Source organism: Methylocystis silviterrae (assembly GCF_013350005.1).
GTDB lineage: Bacteria > Pseudomonadota > Alphaproteobacteria > Rhizobiales > Beijerinckiaceae > Methylocystis > Methylocystis silviterrae.
In genome coordinates, this window is sequence record NZ_JABVWW010000021.1 from 1 (window position 1) to 20,171 (window position 20,171).

At 61.2% G+C, this 20,171-nt stretch carries 18 protein-coding genes; 6 read left to right on the top strand and 12 right to left on the bottom strand.

Annotation, left to right across the window (positions count from 1 at the left end; all coding sequences use genetic code 11):
• The 6 genes from HUN39_RS16190 to HUN39_RS19335 all read right to left on the bottom strand — a co-directional run.
• Positions 1–689, bottom strand: a 689-nt coding sequence (locus tag HUN39_RS16190; protein ID WP_175095510.1) for a type VI secretion protein, incomplete at its 3' end; no start/stop codon positions are given.
• Positions 690–701: 12 nt separating this feature from the next.
• Positions 702–1,370 (bottom strand): hypothetical protein, encoded by a 669-nt coding sequence (locus HUN39_RS16195; protein ID WP_175095511.1) that lies wholly within the window; start codon positions 1,368–1,370, stop codon positions 702–704.
• Complete coding sequence (locus HUN39_RS16200) at positions 1,360–3,795, bottom strand: VirB4 family type IV secretion/conjugal transfer ATPase (RefSeq protein WP_175095512.1); 2,436 nt, start codon at positions 3,793–3,795, stop codon at positions 1,360–1,362. The genes HUN39_RS16195 and HUN39_RS16200 overlap by 11 nt, the downstream gene beginning before the upstream one ends.
• A 9-nt stretch (positions 3,796–3,804) precedes the next feature.
• Positions 3,805–4,095, bottom strand: a complete 291-nt coding sequence (locus HUN39_RS16205) for a type IV secretion system protein VirB3 (protein WP_109027240.1) — start codon at positions 4,093–4,095, stop codon at positions 3,805–3,807.
• The gene (locus HUN39_RS16210; protein WP_175095513.1) at positions 4,095–4,412 is read right to left on the bottom strand and encodes a TrbC/VirB2 family protein; all 318 of its coding nucleotides are present in this window, start codon (positions 4,410–4,412) and stop codon (positions 4,095–4,097) included. Before HUN39_RS16210 ends, HUN39_RS16205 begins: the two co-directional genes overlap by 1 nt.
• Positions 4,413–4,423: 11 nt before the next feature.
• Entirely contained in the window at positions 4,424–5,254 is an 831-nt protein-coding gene (locus HUN39_RS19335; protein ID WP_232366158.1) for a lytic transglycosylase domain-containing protein, read from the bottom strand.
• 147 nt (positions 5,255–5,401) lie between these two features.
• Between HUN39_RS19335 and HUN39_RS16220 the strand changes: the two genes are divergently transcribed.
• The 6 genes from HUN39_RS16220 to HUN39_RS16245 are packed head-to-tail and all read left to right on the top strand — an operon-like array spanning position 5,402 to position 9,380.
• Positions 5,402–5,731: a hypothetical protein gene (locus tag HUN39_RS16220; protein WP_109027242.1), complete on the top strand. Its 330-nt coding sequence runs from the start codon at positions 5,402–5,404 to the stop codon at positions 5,729–5,731.
• A 38-nt stretch (positions 5,732–5,769) separates the two neighbouring features.
• Entirely contained in the window at positions 5,770–6,342 is a 573-nt protein-coding gene (locus HUN39_RS16225; RefSeq protein WP_109027243.1) for a hypothetical protein, read from the top strand.
• A 44-nt stretch (positions 6,343–6,386) separates the two neighbouring features.
• Positions 6,387–7,109 carry a hypothetical protein gene (locus HUN39_RS16230; RefSeq protein WP_109027244.1) on the top strand — a complete coding sequence of 241 codons (723 nt, stop codon included), beginning with the start codon at positions 6,387–6,389 and terminating at the stop codon, positions 7,107–7,109.
• Between the two features lie 20 nt (positions 7,110–7,129).
• Entirely contained in the window at positions 7,130–7,897 is a 768-nt protein-coding gene (locus HUN39_RS16235) for a hypothetical protein (RefSeq protein WP_175095514.1), read from the top strand.
• A gap of 8 nt (positions 7,898–7,905) precedes the next feature.
• The gene (locus tag HUN39_RS16240; RefSeq protein ID WP_146190125.1) at positions 7,906–8,469 is read left to right on the top strand and encodes a thermonuclease family protein; all 564 of its coding nucleotides are present in this window, start codon (positions 7,906–7,908) and stop codon (positions 8,467–8,469) included.
• A 2-nt stretch (positions 8,470–8,471) separates the two neighbouring features.
• The gene (locus tag HUN39_RS16245; RefSeq protein ID WP_175095515.1) at positions 8,472–9,380 is read left to right on the top strand and encodes a DUF7146 domain-containing protein; all 909 of its coding nucleotides are present in this window, start codon (positions 8,472–8,474) and stop codon (positions 9,378–9,380) included.
• A gap of 128 nt (positions 9,381–9,508) precedes the next feature.
• Here HUN39_RS16245 and HUN39_RS16250 read toward each other — a convergent pair whose 3' ends face one another.
• From HUN39_RS16250 to HUN39_RS16275, 6 genes are read right to left on the bottom strand one after another with little or no spacing between them, the layout of a single operon-like run.
• Entirely contained in the window at positions 9,509–13,498 is a 3,990-nt protein-coding gene (locus HUN39_RS16250) for an nSTAND3 domain-containing NTPase (protein ID WP_175095516.1), read from the bottom strand.
• Between the two features lie 46 nt (positions 13,499–13,544).
• The gene (locus HUN39_RS16255; RefSeq protein WP_109027248.1) at positions 13,545–15,863 is read right to left on the bottom strand and encodes an nSTAND3 domain-containing NTPase; all 2,319 of its coding nucleotides are present in this window, start codon (positions 15,861–15,863) and stop codon (positions 13,545–13,547) included.
• On the bottom strand, positions 15,860–17,908 hold the full coding sequence (locus HUN39_RS16260) for an ATP-binding protein (protein WP_175095517.1): 2,049 nt from the start codon (positions 17,906–17,908) through the stop codon (positions 15,860–15,862). The genes HUN39_RS16255 and HUN39_RS16260 overlap by 4 nt, the downstream gene beginning before the upstream one ends.
• Entirely contained in the window at positions 17,905–18,435 is a 531-nt protein-coding gene (locus HUN39_RS16265; protein ID WP_109027250.1) for a hypothetical protein, read from the bottom strand. The genes HUN39_RS16260 and HUN39_RS16265 overlap by 4 nt, the downstream gene beginning before the upstream one ends.
• Positions 18,435–19,754 carry an SIR2 family protein gene (locus tag HUN39_RS16270; protein WP_109027251.1) on the bottom strand — a complete coding sequence of 440 codons (1,320 nt, stop codon included), beginning with the start codon at positions 19,752–19,754 and terminating at the stop codon, positions 18,435–18,437. Before HUN39_RS16270 ends, HUN39_RS16265 begins: the two co-directional genes overlap by 1 nt.
• Positions 19,751–20,122 carry an XRE family transcriptional regulator gene (locus HUN39_RS16275; RefSeq protein ID WP_109027252.1) on the bottom strand — a complete coding sequence of 124 codons (372 nt, stop codon included), beginning with the start codon at positions 20,120–20,122 and terminating at the stop codon, positions 19,751–19,753. Before HUN39_RS16275 ends, HUN39_RS16270 begins: the two co-directional genes overlap by 4 nt.
• Between the last annotated feature and the right edge of the window lie 49 nt (positions 20,123–20,171).

Here is a 20,171-nt window from a genome sequence, read left to right on the forward strand (position 1 = left end):
GCATCGAACGACATCATGTTCGAGAGTTTCGACTGCGCCGCCAGATCCTGCTGTTGCTGCGCATTGAGCGACGCGTTTGTGAGGTTCACGGAGCCGATCAGCTCATTGATCGTCAGCCCCGTCTGCGTTTGTATCTGCGAGTTTTGATCGACCGAGGCCTTGATGTCGGCGGACGATCCGATTTGGCCTTGCGCGCCCTGGAAGGCCGAGGAACGCGCGGTGGAGGCCGCCTGTCCGCCCGCCACCGCCGCCGTAACCGCCGCGGATGTGTTGACCGCGCCCGAATAGGCTTGGTCGGTCGGCGCCTCGGCGGACGCGCCGCCAGTGAGCGCTTTCACAAGATTGAGCCCGTTGATGATATCCGACGCCAACGCCCCATAGGAGCCGAGGCCGTTCATCGACAGGCCGCCGCCGCCAAGAAGCGAACCCAGCTCCGGCACGCTCGACATTTGAAAGCCGCCGCCAAGGCCCATCGAGGACAGCGACCCGGTTGAGCGGTTTCCGGTGACGGCGGCGAGCGTCTGATTCACCGTGTTCAATATTTTCTCATTCGAGTTCATGATCTGCGCCGTATGCGACGCTGTTTGCTGCGCTTGCAGAAATGTTGGATTGTCATGCACCGCCATTTGCGCATGGGCGGCGCCGGCGCCGGCTATTAATGCGAGGCAAATGAAAAGCAGAGTCTTCATGATCGCACTCCCCTATTGAGGCGACACACGCGGGTCGACGAATGTCGCCCGTGCGGGGTCGAAGCTAAAAATATTGGCGGCGTAACTGCTGCCGCCTGTGACATTGACATTGCGCTGATTCACGAGTTGCGTGGTCAGAAGCCCGGCCATAATCAGCTGGTTCCAAAGCGCGCCATTATTCGATCTCGCTTGGCTGTTTTGGTCCCATGCGCCTTGCGCGAGCGGCAGCGCGCCGATCGCCAGCGACGCGTAGCGTTGTTCCGACGTATTCGAGGCGAGCGCTGGCGCCATATTTTGCAGCGATGAAACCGTTTGCGCCGACGTCTTCAAATTCAGGGACTGCGGTGTATAGGCGGCCGGCCCACTTGTCGGCTGCGCCGGCGTTAGATTGCTCAGATCCATATTGGAGAGCGAACCACCGGACGCGTCTGCCCGCGAACCCGACACATCAGCGCCGCCCGCAGGCGGCACGGAGCCGGCCGCTGAACCGGGCGTATTGTGACTCTTTGTGATCCCCTTAGACGGCTCGAGCGTCTGGTCCTTATAGACCCGCGCCTTCTTCATGCAGTCCGCGATGCTCTTTTCCGTCCCCTCGCGTGGCGGATCGATCACAGGCACGACCGCGCCCGCCGTGGCGACCCACAAGAAGCCGGCCACGGCGACGCCAAGGCTAAGCCGCATCGGCGACCTCCTTTCGGGCTTCGGTCCAATCGCAGAAGATGGGCACCCAGATGCGCGGATCATTCCCGACCCGCGCGCGCAATTCCTCGCATTCGGCGACCGTTTCGACATTGCCCGAGAGCACTTTCACAAAATCGGGCATGTCCGAAAGATTGAGACGCGCGATGACCGAGTCCTGGTCATGCTTGATCAAAAACTGACGGGAGTCGGGGTGGGTGTTGAGAACCCATTCGAATTCGCGTTCCGACAGCTTGAAGCCTTCGACATAGCTCGCGTGATCCGCCTTCGCATTCGGGAAGAAGATATTCGTCGGCGTTTGTTCGAGCAGCGTGTGCCCCATGGGCGACTGGATAATGTCTTTCGCCGACTGCGTTCCGAATCCGACAATGCCGTTGAGCTTACGGATGGTTTTCAGCTTGTCGTTGAGAAAGGACGCAAACTTGTCGTCGGTCAGGATTTTCCATCCCTCATCGATGAACAGCATCATGGGCGCGCCATCCATCATCGCTTCAATGCGGTGGAAAATGTAGCCGAGCGCTGCGGTGCGAATATCGTCGTCTTCGAGCACTTTCGTCATGTCGAAGCCGAAGACGCCGTTTGTGGCCGACCAGCGATCGACGTCATTATTGAACAGCCAGCCGCGCGCCTTGGTCCAGACGTCGAAGCGCGACGCGAGATCGTCCTGCCCCATTCGTTCCGCGCCGCGCAGCAATTGCGCAACGTCGGAAAACCGGCGCTCGCGCGCGGGAATCGAGAAAATCTGGTCGACCGCGCGTTCGATGATTTTGATTTGCAGTGCTGACAGGTCCGAGCCATCGCGTGGCCGGACCATGAAGCTCAGCAAGTCGTGGAGAAAGGCGCGGTCTTCGGCAGACCCCGCCAGTTGCAGCGGGTTGAAGCCGGTTGGCACGCCCGGCGCCAGCACGTCATAGGAGCCGCCCATCGCCCGGATTAGCGGATCGGCGCCGCGATCCTTGTCGAAGAAGGCGACGCGCGGGCGCGGCGTGACACGCATCGCTTGCGCGAGCAGAAAGCCGAGCCCGACGGTCTTGCCGGAGCCGGTCGGGCCGACGACGGTAAAATTGCCAACCTGCCGTCGATGGAAGTTGAACCAATAGGGCGTCTGGCTCGTCGTCTCCAGGACCGAGATCGCCGGGCCCCAACGATTCCGGTCCTTCTGACCGACCGCGAAATTGTGAAGCGACGCAAAGCCGACGAAATTACGCGAAGAAATCAGCGAGCGGCGCGCGATATAACCGAAATTGCCCGGTAACTGCGCCCAAAAGCACGGCTCAGCATTCATATCTTCGCGAACGATGATCGTCCCGAAATTCTGCAGCTCCTGCGTCGCGGCCTGCACGCAGGATTCCATCTCGCGGATCGTGCGGCCGAGCGACAAGACCGTCAGATGATGGTAGCCAAGCACCGTCGCCCCTGTGACGAGCTCGTTGCGGGCGATCGTGATCGCGGCCTCGACTTCCGTTCCGGCTTCGTCGGAAGCCTTGATCTGGCGCTCGACCTTCGAAATATGCGTCATGACGGGCGCGCGATCCTCGAGCGCGAAGGATTGCGACACGATCAGCTCATGGGGAATGCGGAGCAGTCCGTCGAGCATCCCCGCCCCTGTATATGCGGGATATTCACGTACCGAGAGCAGGGCCCCGAAACGCGTATCGGCCGATGACGCGCCACGCAGCTCCATCGCCTTTTTGCCGAAGGTGACGCGTTTTGTCGGGAGATAGGCGTCGAGCGGCATGCGCGGCAGCGCAAGGCTCAGCGGCGCGCCGCCATTGATAAGCATCGCCAGGAACTCGGCGATTTCAGAGCAGACGACGCCTTTTCGCATCACACAGCCGAGGGTGCGCGGCGCATAGCTCGCCATCTCCCGGCAATAGTTCGCCGTCGTGTCCTTCAGCTCGCGGATCGCCTCGCGCTCGATTTCCTTTGTGTCGACGCCAAAGCCCTTGCGGAAGAGAGTCGCGGCCCTCTCCGCCATACCGACCTTGCCGACGAAGCCGCGCCGGATGATCGTCACATAGAGATCATTGACAAACATGCGTTTTGTTGCCTGTCCCGCCATGTAGCGGCGATCCAGTTCCCGGCAGAACCAGTTGTCGAAAGCGCCGCCGATTTCGGGGACGACCTCCCGGCGTATCGTGTGGCAATAGACGGCGAAGCGGCTATCGTTCATCGCGCGCAGGAGCGTGTTGCGCGCAGAGAGCCGCATGTCGATGTCGGCTTGATCGGCCGTCTGGAAGCAAAAGCCGCCGATTTGCACGACCATGAGGAAATGACCGTCTTTGGTTTTGACGATCTGTTCCTCTATGTGGCGCAGATAGGGAATATGTTTCGCAATCGCGGCCTCTTTCGCCTCGATCGCGCCAAACGTTAGAGACCGCAGAATGTGCTTTGCGAGTTTCGCCACGTCGCCACCTTATGGCTGATAGGAGTCGCCGCCCCAAAATCGGTGATTGCGGGTAATCGGGCACTTGCCGAAGCGCGTCAGGATCACATCGACAAAGCGATTGTCCCGAACCGTGAGCACATAGGCCACGGCATGAATCGGCGGAAACAGCAGGAACATCAGCAGATTCTTCGTGTTGATGAAGATCAGCACGACAACGCAGCATTCAAGAACAAACAGCACATAGGGAACGCCGAGCATCATAGGCGGCCGCGTTAGGCCGCCAACGAGAGGGTCTAGTTTGGGCCTTCTAAAGGCCATCAGCGTCCCCCCATCCCGCCGGTGAGTGACGTGACGACCTGCGCTGCCCCGAAGATCAGCGCGACGCCGATGACGACAGAAAACGCCCATCCCCACGGAATGCGCGATGTGAGCGCGAGATAGCCGACAGCCGCGACGGCGACCGTTGCGGCTGTGGTAGCGAAGGTCCCCGTCATAAAATCGAGAACGCTCGACAGCGCGGTGTTGAGTGGCTGAAAGGTTGCGGATGAGGCCAGCGCCGCGTCGCTTGCCGCAAAAATCAAAATGCAGATAATCAAACTCAACAATCGACAATCGCGCCCATTCCCAAATTTCATTTCTGCTCTCCCTAATCATCGCTGCTGACGTAGAGCACCGAGCCGCCAATCCATTGCTGTCCTTTGACGTCAGTCTTGGGTTTCTCCGAAGTTTCTTGAACGGTCGGCTCGTGGAATCTGGATTGTTTGGTCACGACCCCGAATTGCCGCGTCGAAACTCCTTCAAGGCCGTAATACTTGTTGGTTGCGTTCGCGACGTAGCGCACCGTCTCCGCAATCGCGGGCACGCCGCGCGATTGGTAGACCCGCTCGGGCCCGGCGTTATAAGCGGCGGCGATGAGCATCAAATTCCCGCCAAATTGTGCGCTGAGATCTCTCAGGAAGAGCATCGCTCCATGCACATTCTCGGCCGGATTGCATATGTCGTGAACGCCATATTGGGCCGCTGTGTCCGGCATCAGCTGCAGGGGGCCGCGCGCGCCCTTGCGTGAATTTAAGTCCGCTCCGTCATTGGATTCGAGCGAAAGAATCGTGAGGGCTAGTTTTCCATCGACGCCGACGCTTGTCGCCTCGCGCGCGACGAGATCGCGCAGGCTCGCGTCGTCCATCGCACTTTCACAGCGCTCAGGGAGAGCACCCTCGCCGGTCAGCGCCGCGTCGATCGACGGCTGACGCATCTTGGCGGGAGGCTGAGCGACGGGGATGTCCGATTGTGCCGCCGCGTCAACGGCGACGAGCCGCCCGAACCTCTCTGGCACGACTTTGGTCGGCGCATCCTGATGAACACCTTCAGCCCTCGCGATCACCGCGGTCGGCGCGCTTATGCGCGCGCCGTGCTCTTGTGCGTGGGCGTTTAGCGCTGGGAACACGCAACAGAGGGCAGGCAGCAAAAGTTTCCGCATGGCGAAACTCCCGGGAGTCGCCCCTCCTGTAACGCGCATCTAATAAAATGGCAATCTCCAAAAAAGTGCGCTATTAAGCTTTCGAGCGCGTCGTTGCGGCGGGCGCTTGCGCGACCGCGCGCGACAACCAGTCAGGCGGGGCGTTTCATGAGAAATGAAGGCGAAAATAATCACTACTACGACGCGGAAATGTCTGGCGTCAGCTTGTTCGGAATTGCCGTCACGCTCGCCATCGCCGCCGCAATTGCGGCTGTGGCATGGCTCGATGCACAGCCCTTAAAAGTCATTGGCTGGGTTCTCTTTCCGATCGAATATCTGTCGAACGCCGTCTTCTTTCCGGAAGTTCAGACGCCCTTGCGCAGCAATGCCGTTGCGTTGTTTATAGCCCTGCCGACGTTTGCGCTTCTTTGCGCTGTCTATCGCCTTTCAAAAGCTTTGTTTTCTCTTGTCAAGCGCTCCCGATCGGTGCACCCCTAATGACTTCGACGTCGGTTCGCTACTTTGCAACAACGGCAATGTTCCTTGGCGCGTGTTGCTTATCGGTCACGCACGCGCAGACCTATACGTCCGACCCCGGCGCGTGGCGTCCTGTAGCTTACTCGGACCTTCTCTTTCCTCTGGGCGAAGCAGAATCATACGCCTCGCTTTGGCAGGACCGGCTCGACGAGAGCAACAAGAAGTCGGCGCCCATCAATTCTGGTGGGCTGCTCAATATGAGCATCGCTGTTGGCAATCGCGGCGCCAGCGAGTGGCATTTTTCGATCAATTTCCAGACGAAACTTGTCGCCCTTAGCGTGCTCAGTACGCCCTACTTGTGCACGGATGAATATCCGTCGCCGACGCAAGGTATCCGGATCAAGGTTTGCCCATCGCGTCTTGTGACGTTTCAAAGCAACAGCTACAGCGTCATCGACGGTGCCGCATGCTTTGTCGAGAAGACGCCAGGCGCGCCGGCGGAGGACTCGACCGCGACTGTCACCTACGCGGCTTATGATGTTCCGTCACGCTCGATTCGCCTGCGCTACACTGTGTCGCATCAAGAGATCGACCGCTGCGCTCAATCCGTGCCGCTTCACCCGGAGAATTAGACGCGGTAACGCGCCGTCAGCTGCTGATGAAAAGGAGCAACGCCATGAAGCACATCGCCATTCTCTCGCGATCGACCATGCGGATGATGGCGCGAGCGGGCGGCTATGATCGTCAATCACAAAATCCGGCTCCACAAGCGGACGCTCGGATTTTCTGTCGGCGCTTCGCGCCTTTGACGCCGCCGCGCCGTCACGCCGTATCCATCGCATTGGCTCGCTATGCGAAGGAGGTCGTCATGATTGCCGCAAGCGTGATCGCGTTTTTGATCCCCTTCACCGCTGGCGCTCAGCAACCCGAATCACATCGCCTTGTCGCGGAATCTTTCAGCCTAACGACGAGCAATTTGCAAACACGAATCTGGTCCGATCAACTGCCCGCGCTGCTTTCGGGCCGCAAGCATCTCCAAGCAGCTGCGCCGGACGCGAACATCGGGCTTACGGGGCTCGTATACGAAACTCAGTTTAAGGTCGACAGGCGCTTTTATGTGGTTTCAGTCCTCAATCATCAATGCGTAAATACAGGTCTGGAACATTCGTTGTCGTGCCCGGCTCGGATCGCTGAAATAAGCGGGAGCACGCCGCGACTGATACAAGAAGTCCCCAATTTTGTGGTGTCATTCCAACCTGACGCGACGGGCACCAAGACGAATGCGCAATCACGGTACATGACGATCGCATCATTCGATCCCGCGACGCGGGCGCTCACCTTCACCGATGTTTCCGACGGCCGGCAAACCACCCTGCCCATTCGCATCAATCTAGAATAGGCCGTTTCGCGAGGACCGACATGCGCTGCTTGCCTTATATTACGTTCGCCTTGCTCGCCGCGGCGGGGAACTCGCCGGTCAACGCCATTCTGGCATCGGGATGCTCGAACTCCCATTACTCAGCCTCCGATATCGCCTCCGCTCTCAAAAAGTGCGACAGCGCGAACGACGTGTTGAAGGACAACGCCTGTAACTTTGGCGGCGCGGCGATGGCGGAGTCCGGAGGCAACACGTGCGAGTCGAACGGCAACAATTTCGGCGTTCTGCAGCTTACTCGGAGTAATCTCAACGGCACCGGGATCTCCTCGGATCAATATCTGAACCTCCCCATGCAGCAACAGGTTTGCATATGGGCGCAACAGGTCGGCAATTCGAACACGCAAGGCGGTTATCAGACGCTCGCCAACAACGGCAATATCGGCGGAACTCGCGTCACATCAGGAATGTTGATGGCTTGCTTTCAGTTCGGTCCGCTTATCTGCAAAAGCGACATTGCGTCGATGCAGTCACACGGCGGCGCGTGTCCGACTGCAGGCAATGGCGGTGTGCGGGCAACAAATGCGACCCTCGCGAACGGTTCCGCAAACCTCGACGGAAATAACCAGTCGATTTGCTCTTGGGGCGGCGCGATCCAGAGCAAGATCAACCAGGCGGCCGCCACCTGCAAACCGGGTAATGGCGGAAACAATGGCGGCACTGAGTGCCCCGGCAACGGCACGACGCCGAACGGCGTCATTCCGCCGATGCCGGGCAATGCGCCCGTGCAACTTCCCCCAAATCTGGCTTGATTAAAGTCATGCGCACCGTAGTACGACTCGCCCTCGTCATCGCATCGATGGCGCTCCCCGCGGTCGGCCGCGCACAGACGCAGACACCGCCTGCGCTCCCCGTGTTTGACTTTCCGCAGTCCGGCGTCACCTTTCAGACGGGAGACAGCTGGTCCACGAACGGCCAGGCTTTCCGCCTCTATGGCGTTCAGAGCTGTATTCGCGGGACGTTTTTCACAAATGCTGCGCAGAAACTAACCGATTGCGGGGAGGCGTCGGTCGCCTATCTCGCTGCGCTTGTTCGCGACGCGAAGCCCCGATGTACCGCGATTGCACAGGCCGCCGAGCCGCCCATGATTTTCGCGGTTTGCGCCGCCCATATTGGGAACAACACACTCGACCTCGGCACCGTGCTAATCACACAGGGCTTTGCCTTCGCGGCGACCGACGCCGCTGGTAAGCCGACGAAATTTGAATACGCCGTCGCCGAGCGTGAGGCCTCCAGAGCGAAGCGCGGCTTATGGTCAGCGTCCGATCTGCCGCACCCGTCCACGATTCTGATGAACGCGGCGCGCGCGGCCCGACCGCAATAGCCATGCTTGGGAGTGCTCACGCCGTCGCTCAAATCCTTGGAGGACGACGCGAGGGGCGCGGCTATCTCTGCCATTGCCCGGTAAAGACCCATGGCAAGCAGCGCGGCGACAAGCGTCCCTCGCTCAGCGTCAATGACGGCGACAAGGGCGTGATCCTGCATTGCTTCGCCGGTTGCGATCCGCGCGATGTATTTGCCGCCATTAACGGGCTCTGTCCCAATACGCGCAGAGGAATCGTCGATCGGCCCGCGCTCAGTGAGCGGAGCACGCCGAAAACGACCAGCGGGTATGCGCGTCGTCTCTGGCGATCGGCGCTCAGTGTTCCGGGCACGATCGGAGAACGCTTCCTGCGCGAGCGCGGGTTGCCGACCAGGCCGCCGGCGTCAATTCGCTTCCTGCCGTCGTATCGCTACGATCGGTGCCGGGCGCGAAGCGCCCTGCCCTGCCTGATCGCTGCCGCCCAGGAGCCGACACGCGAGATCGTCGGCGTTCAACTCACATTTTTGCATCCGGGCGGCCGTCGTAAAGCCGATGTCGAATTTCCCCGGCGCACAATCGGCCCGCTTGGCGCGTCTATGCTCCGCCTCGCACAGGCCACTCCCTCGCTTGGGATCGCCGAGGGTTTCGAGAAGGCATGGGCCGCGCAGTTGCTATTCGGCGAGCCTGTATGGGCGACGCTTGGCGCCGACCGTTTCGGCGTCGTCAATTGGCCCAACGACGTGACGAGGCTCACGATTTATGCCGACAACGATGCGCCCGGCCTCAAGGCCGCACGTGAACTGCGCGCCGCGCATCCTGAAATTACGGTTCGAATCCTCCATTGCGTTGCGGAGGGTCAGGACTTCGACAAGCTTTACAAGACCGTCGCAGCGGATCGGGGCAAAGCCTTGCAACGCATCATTGAGGAATGAGCGGCTGCTTGGCGCCAAGAGCAGAAATTAGCTCGTCGCCCGCTAGCGGGCGTTCGGCTCCGAACCCCACACCGGTCGTCAAACGCTTCGAGTGGACCGTTCAAAATCAGACCTTACAATAATTGGAATCAAGAGTGGGCGAGTCGATCCCCTAGCCGCTTTCGGACAGCCTCTCGCACTTGAACGCTGCCAAGATCGCCCAGAATGGACGCTGGAAGGGGTCCGGCCGCAGTGAACAATTGACGCCCCGGATGACCGGGTTCCAGTAGATCGAGAATTCGCTCGGCAGTCGTGCTGTCGCGCCTGGCCATGGCGTTAGCCCCGACGAGCAGCAGAGCGCGTCGCTTGTTCGAGCTGGCGACTCGCTCAAACAGTTTAAGCGCATCTTCCGCGGGAGCATGGGCGCCGACGAGATGAGCGGCTGGCGCCGCAAGGATTGCCGGCGACCTCAGTAGAAACGCGGGTGTCAGACGCGCGACAATGCTCGGGTCCACGGAACCTGCATCGGCCAAGGCATCAAGGGCGTCGAGCCGGATCCAGCGCGCTTCCGGGATGTTGACGAGGTTCGAGATCTTCTGCTGGATTCCGGCGCTGCAGCAATTTGCTGCGACGATCAGGGCGTATTGGCTGAGCGTTCGGTCTACCGTCGTATCGGCAAGATCGACAAGCGTATCGCCGATCGCATCGGATAAGGTACCGTTGGCGGCAAGGGCAACGACGGCTTCTTGGGCGATATCAAAGCTTTCGGGCTCGTCGTGGTACGGTTCAGCGCTCGACCAAGTGTCATGGATCAGAGCCAACAGCGTTTTGAGGTGATCCGGATGCGGCCGTTCTGCGAGCAGAGCGACCAGAGCGCGGCGAACGCGGCTACCGGGATCGGATGCCATTTCGAGGATTGCCGGCGGCAAAGGATCCGGGAATGTCGGCACCAGATGAAGTAGCGCCGTACGGCGCGCATCGGCGCGCTGATGCCGCAGCGCCGCTTGAACGAGGGTGGTATCGCCAATTGCAATCGCCGCCTCGGTCGCACTGACGGCATGCTCCTTGCGGCTGGCAATCGTCAGCCATTGAGCAATCGCTGGCGAGGCGTCGCCTCTGCTTTCGATGATGACCGGCACCACGAGATCAAGTACCTCCGCATCGAGTTGCGATGCACAGCCCGTCAGGAGCGCGAGCGCCGGACCGTTGACCCGGCGAGCTTTCCGCTTCGTGGTGGGAAGGGCTTTGAAAATTTCCTCGAATTCCTTTGGAAGTGCACCAGTGATGCGCCTCAGCTTGGCGTGACTGTTTTTCCCAAGCCGCCGGCGAGCTCCCTGCATGGCAGTGAGCAGCGTGACTTGCCGGTCGGGCTGCTCGCCATTCTCCTGGAATGCGGCGACCAGCGCATTTGGTGCGACTTTCAACGCTGTGAGCGCAAGCTCGTCACGCAGATGCACCGCAGAGGGGACAGGGCCGATGCGCGCGGTAAGCGCAGGCTCCAGCGCTGCACGCCAGTGCTCTCGCACCGCCGCCCAGACATTTGGCTCGTCATCCATCTCCTTGCCCGCCGCGAGAATAGCCAGAAGCTCGTCTTCATCCACCGGCCCGGGGGACGTCACGAGCGCCTGCGACCAGGCGCGGACTAACTCCGCGACCCGCGGATGGTTGGCGAGGACCAACCAGCGACCCTCTGCGCGAAGCTGGCGGATATAGGCGTCGATGAAGACACCGGAAGTGTAACCGTCGCCTTCATGGCTCGACTGCGCGGCCTCTTCGACGGCATGATCCCGTTCGCCATCCTCAATCGCGCGCCACTCCTCCCGGCCGCTCTGAACGTGCTGACGGTGGATGCTCGCGAGGTCATCCAGCGCAGCCTGCACGACGCTCTCAAATCCATTTAGGTCGCGCACGGCGCCGGCTGCCACGGCATCGGCATTAAGCTCGAAGCCGTTGCCGACCATCTGGCGCGCGGCGTCGAGATAGGCAGCGGTCAGGTTGGGTGCGAAGCGATCGAGCCGCTTGGCGAATCCCGATCCGTAATTCCCTCGGTCGAAGCCAAGCTCCTCACGAATAAATCGTTCGGCGACTTTGGCTGCGAGCGGGCTCGCGGACACGCTGTCGTACCAGGCATTGTCGAAGACCGGCGGTTGCCAGTTACGGACGAAGAAGGAAGCCCCCCGCTGCGTTCCTTTCAACAGCCACCGCGCGACGCGGCTCGGTATGGACGCATCGCTGCCCACCTCCGACGCCAGCTCCAGCAAAGGCGCGAACTTGGAAGCCGAATCCATGAGGCTTTCGTCCAGCCAGGCATCGATCGCTTTCTGGCTGCCGGAGTCAATGTCGAAGGCTTGATCAACGTCCTCTCGGCGAGCGAACGAGCGCGTCACTTCAAAAATCCGGGCTGCGGTTTCCATGCCCCAACTGCGATGCGCTGACGGCAGCTGAACGAGCGCGGCGATCAGAGTCTCGATCGCAAACTCGCTCTGGCCCCAGTTGTCTCTAGCGAAGGCTTCAAAACCTTGTCGGACGCTGGGATGAGCAAAGGCGATGGTGCGGGCCGGCTGACGCAAATGGCGGGCCGCGACCATGCGGTCGATCAGACGGTCTAGGCCGTCGCCGAGCGCGCGATCAAGCCCGCGTAGCGCGCGCTGAAGAGGGTGGAGTCGGCTGCGGTCGAACTGACCGCGTGCCGCCAGCAGCGCCCAAACGATGGCTGAGGTGCCGCAAGTGTCGATCGACGATAGGGCTCTGAGGACAACACCTTCCACCGCATCGCGCTGCGCCAGCTCAAGCAGCCGGCGAAAGAAGGCATTTTCTTCTTCGCCGACATCGGGGCCGGTTTGCATATGCGCGAAGTACAGCTCGATCTCGAGCGGCGTGCCAAGCCTGTCGAGCACCTTATTGCGAAACGCGTACGCCTTGGTCTGCAAAGCGGCCGGTAGCTGGTCCATGCGCCTGTCATGAATGTCGCGGAGTTGACCGTCCCGGTAATGGCCTGCATCCAGCTCGATGGACCACGCGTTGAGACTATCGCCGACCTTGGCGCTCTGCATCATGTCGCTGCGGGACGTGATGACGAACTGATGATCCGGCGTAGCTTTGGAGAGGAGGCGTGGCAGCTGCTCGGTCCATGCCTCGCTGCCCCCGCGTAAGCTAAACTGGCCCCATGGATCATCGACATAGAAGAGTGTCGGTCCATTGTTGACGACCTTGCGTACGCTAGTCGGCGCATCGTCCGCCCCAACAGTGACAACCTCCAACGCACCATCGCGCCGTCGCGCTATATCGCACAGCTTGAGCGCCGCCTGCGTCTTGCCCGTGCCCGAGGGCCCCCGAATGACAACTGCGTTCTTGTCGTTCAGGATCTTGAGCATCTCGTCGAAGTTCGCAGGGGGCACGAAATGCTCGAGGCTGGCGGAGCTGGCCAGTAACCCGCCGTGCGCCCGCACCGTTGCGAGAAGGTCATCGCTCGTCCATAGACCGGGCGTGCTGCCTCGGGTCCGCCGCCCGGCTTCGAGACGCAGCTTTTGGATGAGATTTTGCTGCTCGACTTTGGGAACATGCAGCAGGTCCGACATTAGCGCTCGGATATCGGATGCGAGCTGTTTCTCGGTGAGCTTGCCCCAGATCGCGACGCGGCCTTCGGGCGACGCTTTCAATGTGGCGTACAGGCTCGGAGGAAAGCTTGCCTTGTCGGAGAGCTCTTCGAAGCCTTCGACCCGCAGTCCACGCGCTGCGCCCTTTACATCGGCATTGGTGACGAGCAGATAGCGGGTGTTCGGCTCGTCGAGATGATGTAGTGCTTTTCGGCGCCCACCCTTTTTGTCGGAGCCGTGCTTGAGCAGGGCTTCGAAATCCTCGACCGACCAAGGCTCACCGTTGTCCATTTTGACTTGGACGACAAGCTTGTACCCGCCTGCGACGGTCGCACTGGGTTGTAGGCGTCCTGGCACGTGGGGCTCCAGATCCGCTTCCAAATCCTCATCGTTCGCTGGTTCGAGCACGAGGCGCGTAGCCGCCTTGGAAATAAGGAGGAGTTGCAAGGCAGCGAGGATTGAGACGTCGAGCTGATAGTCGAAACCTGCTTGAGCGGCGGCGGCACCTCGTAGGGGACGCTTTGCGTCCGCGCTGTTGGTCAAGGGCGAGTCCGACTGGTTGGAGTGCAATCGCTTGATATCTCCACGACTATTTGTCGACATCGTCGAACACCGAGCGCTTCGTGGCGACCGGAGTGGAAGCCGGAGCTTCTTCCTTCTTTTGCGTCACGATGTGCGTCCAATCCGCTTCATCTTCCGAGCCTTCCTCCTGCTCGCGCTTGCGCTCTTCCAGTCCCTTGACTGACCGCTTCACCTGATTGCGCGCGTTGTCGATCAGGGCTGTGGCGTCCGCGTCGACACCGATCGCCTCAATGCGATCGAGTACGCCAAGAAGCTTCTTGAAGTGGCTATCAGGCTCCTCGTCCAAATCAGCGTCGGCGACGATCTCGTCGATCCGCTCTTCGAGCGAAGGCAGCACAGTTGTTCGCAGTGCCAGCCCCATGCCGACCAGTCTCAGCGGCGGTACAAGCGCTAGCATCTCTGGTTCGTCGAAGAAGGAAGCATCTAGGTTCGTGAGCACGGCGGATTCCAGGGTGTCGGCCGCCTCCGAGCGCAGATCGTCCGGTAAGATGCCGAGGTGGTGGGCTCGGGCGTAGGCCGCGATCTGGGGATCGTTGCCGGCGAGGTCGGTTTGCCAGCAGGACCGTCGAAGTAAATTTGGAAATTGCTGGACCGCTCTGGCGAACACGGGCCCGCTCGCTCGATAAGACAGGAAGTGGAATAGCATCCAATTGCGGTGCCATTCATCGGGGGTGTGGCCGAGCCGGGCGACCAGAGCATCGTCGAGCATCGTTGGGATGACAAGCGCGTCTCGAATGAGAGGCGAACCCTCGCACGTAAAGCTGCTGAGAATGGTGTCGATCGTCGCGCCCCGAATGAGCGCCGCCATCATATGCGGCTTCTGGCGGAGGATCTCTGTCAGGGCGTCGGAAATCGTCGGATGGGCGAAGGTCCATTTTGATCCGGAGAGTTTCAGGAACGAGCCCTTCAGCTCAGCGAAACAATCCTGGATCTTAGTCAGGGTGTACCCGGTCAGCTCCGCGACCGCCTGGGCAGCCAACACATCATGGTCCCTGGGATTGAAGCCGGCTTGATGGACGTAAACCAGGATGAGCGCGGCTTGCAGCTGATCATCCAAGGCGTTGACCGTATCGATCAGATGCTCTGTTGGCTCTTCCATGAAACGCACGAGCGAACTTTCGCGGGGCGAGAGCCCCTTGGTGAAGTTCGAGTCACCAAGGCGTTCGGCAATCCCAGGAAGAAAGTCACGAACGGCGGCGACGGCGGCCAGGTGTGGCTTGACACTTGATCGCCAGCTCTGGCTCTGCTCGCCGAAATTCACATGGTTATAGAGAATCTGCGCCTTCTCTTCGAACGTCAGTTCGCCGACATCGACTACGGCGCTGCCATCAGCGAATTGGGCAAGGTTGCGCTGTCCGAGGCGACGCCGCGCCGCTTCATAGATATGCTTGCGGGAGGTTAGGAGAAAGCGGTTGCCGTGCTTGATCGCTGCCCGGAGCTTGGAGAATGCCGACGCCCAGTCCTGTACATAGTCGTCGCGTAGCACATTCGAGCCGAAGGCGTCGTCGATCCAGAAGAAGCGACCCGGATCGTTGGGATTCCACCCGGCCTCGAAGTCGCGGGGACTGGTCAAAGCGAGAACGGTGTTATCCGGATTTTCAGAAGCGATTGTCGAGACGATCGCGCCGATCGCTGATTTGCCGCTTGAGGGATTGCCCAACAGCAGCACTACGCCATGGTTGGAAATGGCGTTGACGGCGTCGCGATGGGCTTTTGTCGGCACATACGTGCGAAGCTTTGGAATCCAGCTGTCAAGCAGCGCCCGACTCTGCTCGCTTAGCCGCTCATCCACGATTGAGGTGAGGTCCCCCAGGCCGTAGACCTGCGGAACGAGAGCCCGTAGGCGCGCGCTGGTTCTGATGACCCGGACGATATACTGGCGACCGAGAATGTGCGGCTTACGCACGCCGAGCGCCCGAAGCCTGTCACGCATCGCCGCCGCGACAGGCGCATCTACGCTCATGTTCGTCATGAAGGCGTAGGTGTCAGCCTGACCGGCTTTGACCAGCTCCTCGACATTCTCAAGCTCGGTGGTGAGATCGCTGAGCTTCAATGCCCTCATGGCATCGGACGTATGCTTGCACTGGACCGTGCCGATGGGCGGTGCGTCTGTTACAGAGGGGATGAGGAAGACCGCGTCCTGGCCGCCGTCCTGGGCTTCACGGAAGATCTCCACGGGTCGGCCGAGTATGACCTCGCATACCTGCGAGCAGAGATCCTGAAACGCGCGCCAGCCGATCGTGTGGAGCGCCAGATCGCTCCAGGGGCCGTGCGCTCGACGTTTGCGCGGCGCCGGAAGTTCGATTTGCGCGGTCTCGGTCATCATGCGGTGGCGACACCACGTAGAACGCCGACCGGCATCGGATGAATATCCTGGTCGATGACTACGCTTGTGGTGCCGAGCAGTCCAAGTTCGATGTCGAGACGCCGGCCTCCCTCCGTCGAGGTGCTCACCAAGCGCCGGCATAGCAGATCGGCCAGCGCGGGGTCTTCGACCGCGCAGATTATCTGGCGCCCGTCCAAGCGGAGAGCGGCGAGCACTTCGACTAGGTGAAGAGCCCTGAAATCATCGATGTGCTGAACGGGGTCGTCGAGCAGAAGGGACCTGAGTGGTGTCCACGCCCGCGCAAGATGGACCGAGAGAAGGAAGGCCAGACCTGCTGCGCGGCGCTGGCCGCTGCTGAAGACGAATTGCGGGTTCAGGCCGTCTCCCACCTTGAGGCTGAGGAAACGCCGGACGTCGCCGCGGATGCTGTAGTCGATCGTTCGCCAGTCGGCGTGCGGTCGCAGGCGTTGATAGAGTTCGTTGAGCAGAGGACTGATCTGAGCGAGCCGCTCGTCGATGATCTCAGCGCTCACGCGCTTGACAGAGCGTTCGATTTCGCGGGCTGCGGTGACGGCATTTTGTGACTGGCTGACCGCCTGCGCCAGCTTCTCGATTTCAACTCGCAGCGCCGAGATGTTGTTTTCGATCGACGACATCCGCGCCACCGCTTGTGAGGCCTCCAGCACGAGGAGCGCACGCTCAAGGTCGATCAACCGGTCTCGTTCGAGAGAAATCGCCTGCTCCAGCCCGTCAGGATCATGGATCAAGCGGTGATCGAGCCCCCACTGAGTGTAGAAATCCACATGCGCCGCTTCCTGGACGCGCAGGCGGCGCAGCTCGTCCGCATGAATTTGAACGGAGGCAGCTGCTGCCTGGAACGCGAGGCTGGGTTGCCGCGCATTGTCTTTCGCGGTGGCGAGAGCATCGCGAGCGGCCTGAACGCCCGACGCCAGTGATGTAATCCGTCGCCGTGCAGCGGCCAGACCGGCGGCAAACTCGTCCGACGTTCGGTGGGCCGCGCATAGCGGGCAATGATCGTCGTGCAGCCCGAGGCGCTCACCGTGCTCGACGAGAAGGCTCAGCGACGCCGCGATCGCGTCCATCTCTTCTTCGCGCACGAGGCGCTGTTCGGCTTCCGAGACGGCTTGCTGCGCAGACTGATGCTCGCGCTGCGCCGCTTCGTTCGCCGCTGATGCGGCCTCCCGGTTCGCAACGGCCTCCGGGGCGTTGAAGGCCGCCTGCGCAAACGCGACCTCGCGACCGAGTTGAAGCGCGTCGCCCATTCGACCCAATCGGGCCCGTCCGTTCACGAGCGCGTTTCGACCTGCTACCAGCCGCGCCGTCAGCTCGGGCTGCGCATCCGGCGCCGCGGCGGCGATCACCTGGAGCGCGGCAGAAACATCCCCGGATCGGCTAAAGGAGGCTTGTGTCTCAGACTGCTGCGTTAGCCTGTCCGCGAGGCGCAAACGGGCGGCCTCATAGGCGGCCTCGTCTTTAGAGTGAGCGGCTTCGGCGGACGCCACGACCTCCTTGGCTCTGCTACCCGCTTCGGAGCCTTCCAATGCGCCGAGCGCCGAGCGCACGAGATCGAATCGCTCCGTTTCGGTGAGGTCCAGGCTGAGCGCAGCGATCCATTCGTCGCGGATTATCGAGGTCCGAGTGAGTTGCCTGAGCGCGTCGTCTGGCGCGGGTCCGCGGCAGAGCGCGGCGTGGATCTCCTCTGATGAGCGATCGGAGCCGGATTCCCGCGTCCGCGTGATGGTGAATGGCTTCCCGTCGTCGTCAACGAAAGAGGCCGTGACGTAATGGGCATTGGGAACACCTTCACCGCGCCACCAGAGGTAATCGCTGAGGCTTTCCTTCGCCGCCTTCTCGACGGCGTATTTGTCGATGGAGCCCGTGATCGCGAACTCGACCGCATCGCACAGGGTGCTCTTGCCCACGCCGTTCCGGCCGGTGATGACGGTGAAGCCCCGTCCGAAGTTGATCCGGACGAGATCCCTGAAGCCACGAAAGCCGCATACTTCGATGAAATCGAGCCTCATGATGTCGCTCCCAAAATGCGAGCGACCTCCGCCGGCGTGGTTTCGTTGAGGAACGCGGTAACGGCATCGGCAGGAATGTCCTTCAGCCTGGTACGCAATCTCGTTTCGAAGTTGGACGCGCCGAGCAGCGGCTTGGAGCGCATGGACAGCAGAGGTAGAAGCGCCTTCTCAACGTCATCGGCTGTGGTAATCGAGGCCCGGGCGATCTTTCGGGTCAAAGAAAAATCCTCTTCGATGCGCTCGATCTCGCGCCCTCGACGCGCATCCTGATCCGGAGTCAGAAAAACCGAGTAGACGTTCCACGCCTTCGCTCCGGCACCGCGCAACGAAGCGGCGTGCCGAGCGAGCGCGATCTGCTGGTTCTCCTTCCAGGTGGTGAGGAGCGCATCTGCGGTGTCGAAGACGTGGACGAATCCCATCAGCGCCGCGCTTTCCAAACAGGTCACCGGGCCGGCCGAGCCAGTCCACGTCCAGGTTTCGTAATGGGCGTCCCGAAGGAGGATTTCTGCTTGCGTCAAGATGTCCATCAGATGCCCAACACCGCTCTTGCCGCAGGGAGATCGAACCACTTGCCCGTCGGGTCTGGACGAATGACATCGCCTGCGCGCCCGCTCCGGACGACGTTGTCGGGGACTCCCAGGTCGGTTGCGCCGACCGCGACAACAATGTCGGACTGCATCGCAGCAGGCGGCTCGACGAACTTTCCGCGTAGCGTCCCGAGGACGGATTGCGCCCCGTTTATGACGCGAATGGTCCGGCTGTTGAGCTCGTAACCGTCGGCGCGTTGAACTGCTCCCGCCTGACGGAGCAGCAAGTGGAAGAAGCCCAAGGCCTCCGGATTCGCCGGGCGTAGCAGCTTGGCCGGCTCCGCCGCCGAGACACCCTCGGCATCCCGCCTCAGACCATAAAGGGCCTCGCTGTCGAAGTTTCCGACGTCTAGCCAAGCCGGGTCGCATTGAACTCCGGTGGCGTGCTCGAAGGCAGCCCGCCCGGCGTCCAGGACCTGACGAAGGTAGTTCGATGAGAACGCGCGACGAAGCTCGTCGAGCGCCACGGCCCCAGACTCTTGGACATGCTCGAACGTCACGTTCTGAGCGTGCGCTATCTCCCAGAGCTGCGGAGCCTTCTGCTCGAGCGCATTCGGCGGCGAAAGATCGACCACCGTTACAGACAGCGGCTGCACGTCAATCAGCGCTTCGCCGATCACAGCGTTGAGGTATTCCCAGTCCGACCAGAAGCCGACGACGAGCAGGTCCTTTTGCCGAAGGTTGGCGGCCATCCATACTTTGCTTCGAGCGATGCGAGCCGATATTATCGGATCGTCGATCTGCGAAGGTGCCCAGACTGTGGACGGCCGGTCGCGATGGGAGCAGCCGTGGAATTTCAGCAGGGGCGCCTGACGGACTGCATCGGCGGTAGCCTCGTCGCCGTCGAGTGAACCGCGGAAGTCCGCGCCGTAGTCCCATGCCCGCCGCTCAATAAGCGTGTCGTAGTTGCTCGATATGCCGGCAACGGCGGCGCGAATGATGAGAAAATCGGCTATTGCGGCATGCCCGGTGTTCGAAGGCCGCACGAAGGCGGGCCAGGGCACCAGATGTTCGATGAAGACCGATTGCAGGGCATTGAGGCCCGCGAAGTGCTCGGCGAGAGCCTCAAGATTCTCCCGTAGAGCAAGCTCGCAGTTCGGGTCTGATTCAAGACGATATTTGTCGAAGCAGCGCTCGGCGACAGTTCGGGCAGACGGCAGGCTGCTGGGCGGCGCCATCGACAGCCCGGCGCCGCAGACCACCAAAAGGCGGCCGGCGTTCATTGAGGCCAGAAGTCGAGTGATTGTCTCGGGCGTCAAGCAAGCCTCCGCCGAGAACCAGCTCGCCTTGCTGCTGGCTTCGCTGCCGGCTGAGTTAGGACGCCGAGATGTTCGATCCGTACGGGCGGCCGGGCCGGCAGCTTCACCGTCAGTTCGAGTTTGCCACCGATCGCTTCGACATAGCTGCGTAGCGTCGAGAGATACATATCCGCCTGGTTTTCGATCTTGGAGACGGAGGGTTGTTTGATGTTCAGGGCGGTCGCGACATCTTCCTGGGCCTTGCCCGCGATCTGGCGCAGCCCGCGGAGTCCTTCGACCTCCTGCCGGAGTTCGTCATAGCGCGCTTCGATCTGCTCCTGCTGGTCGCGGGGCAGGGAAGCTATGACCTGATCGATGCTCCTTCCCACAGGATCGTCCCCTTCTTTACGGATTTAAGGTTTTCCAGATGGTCGGAAA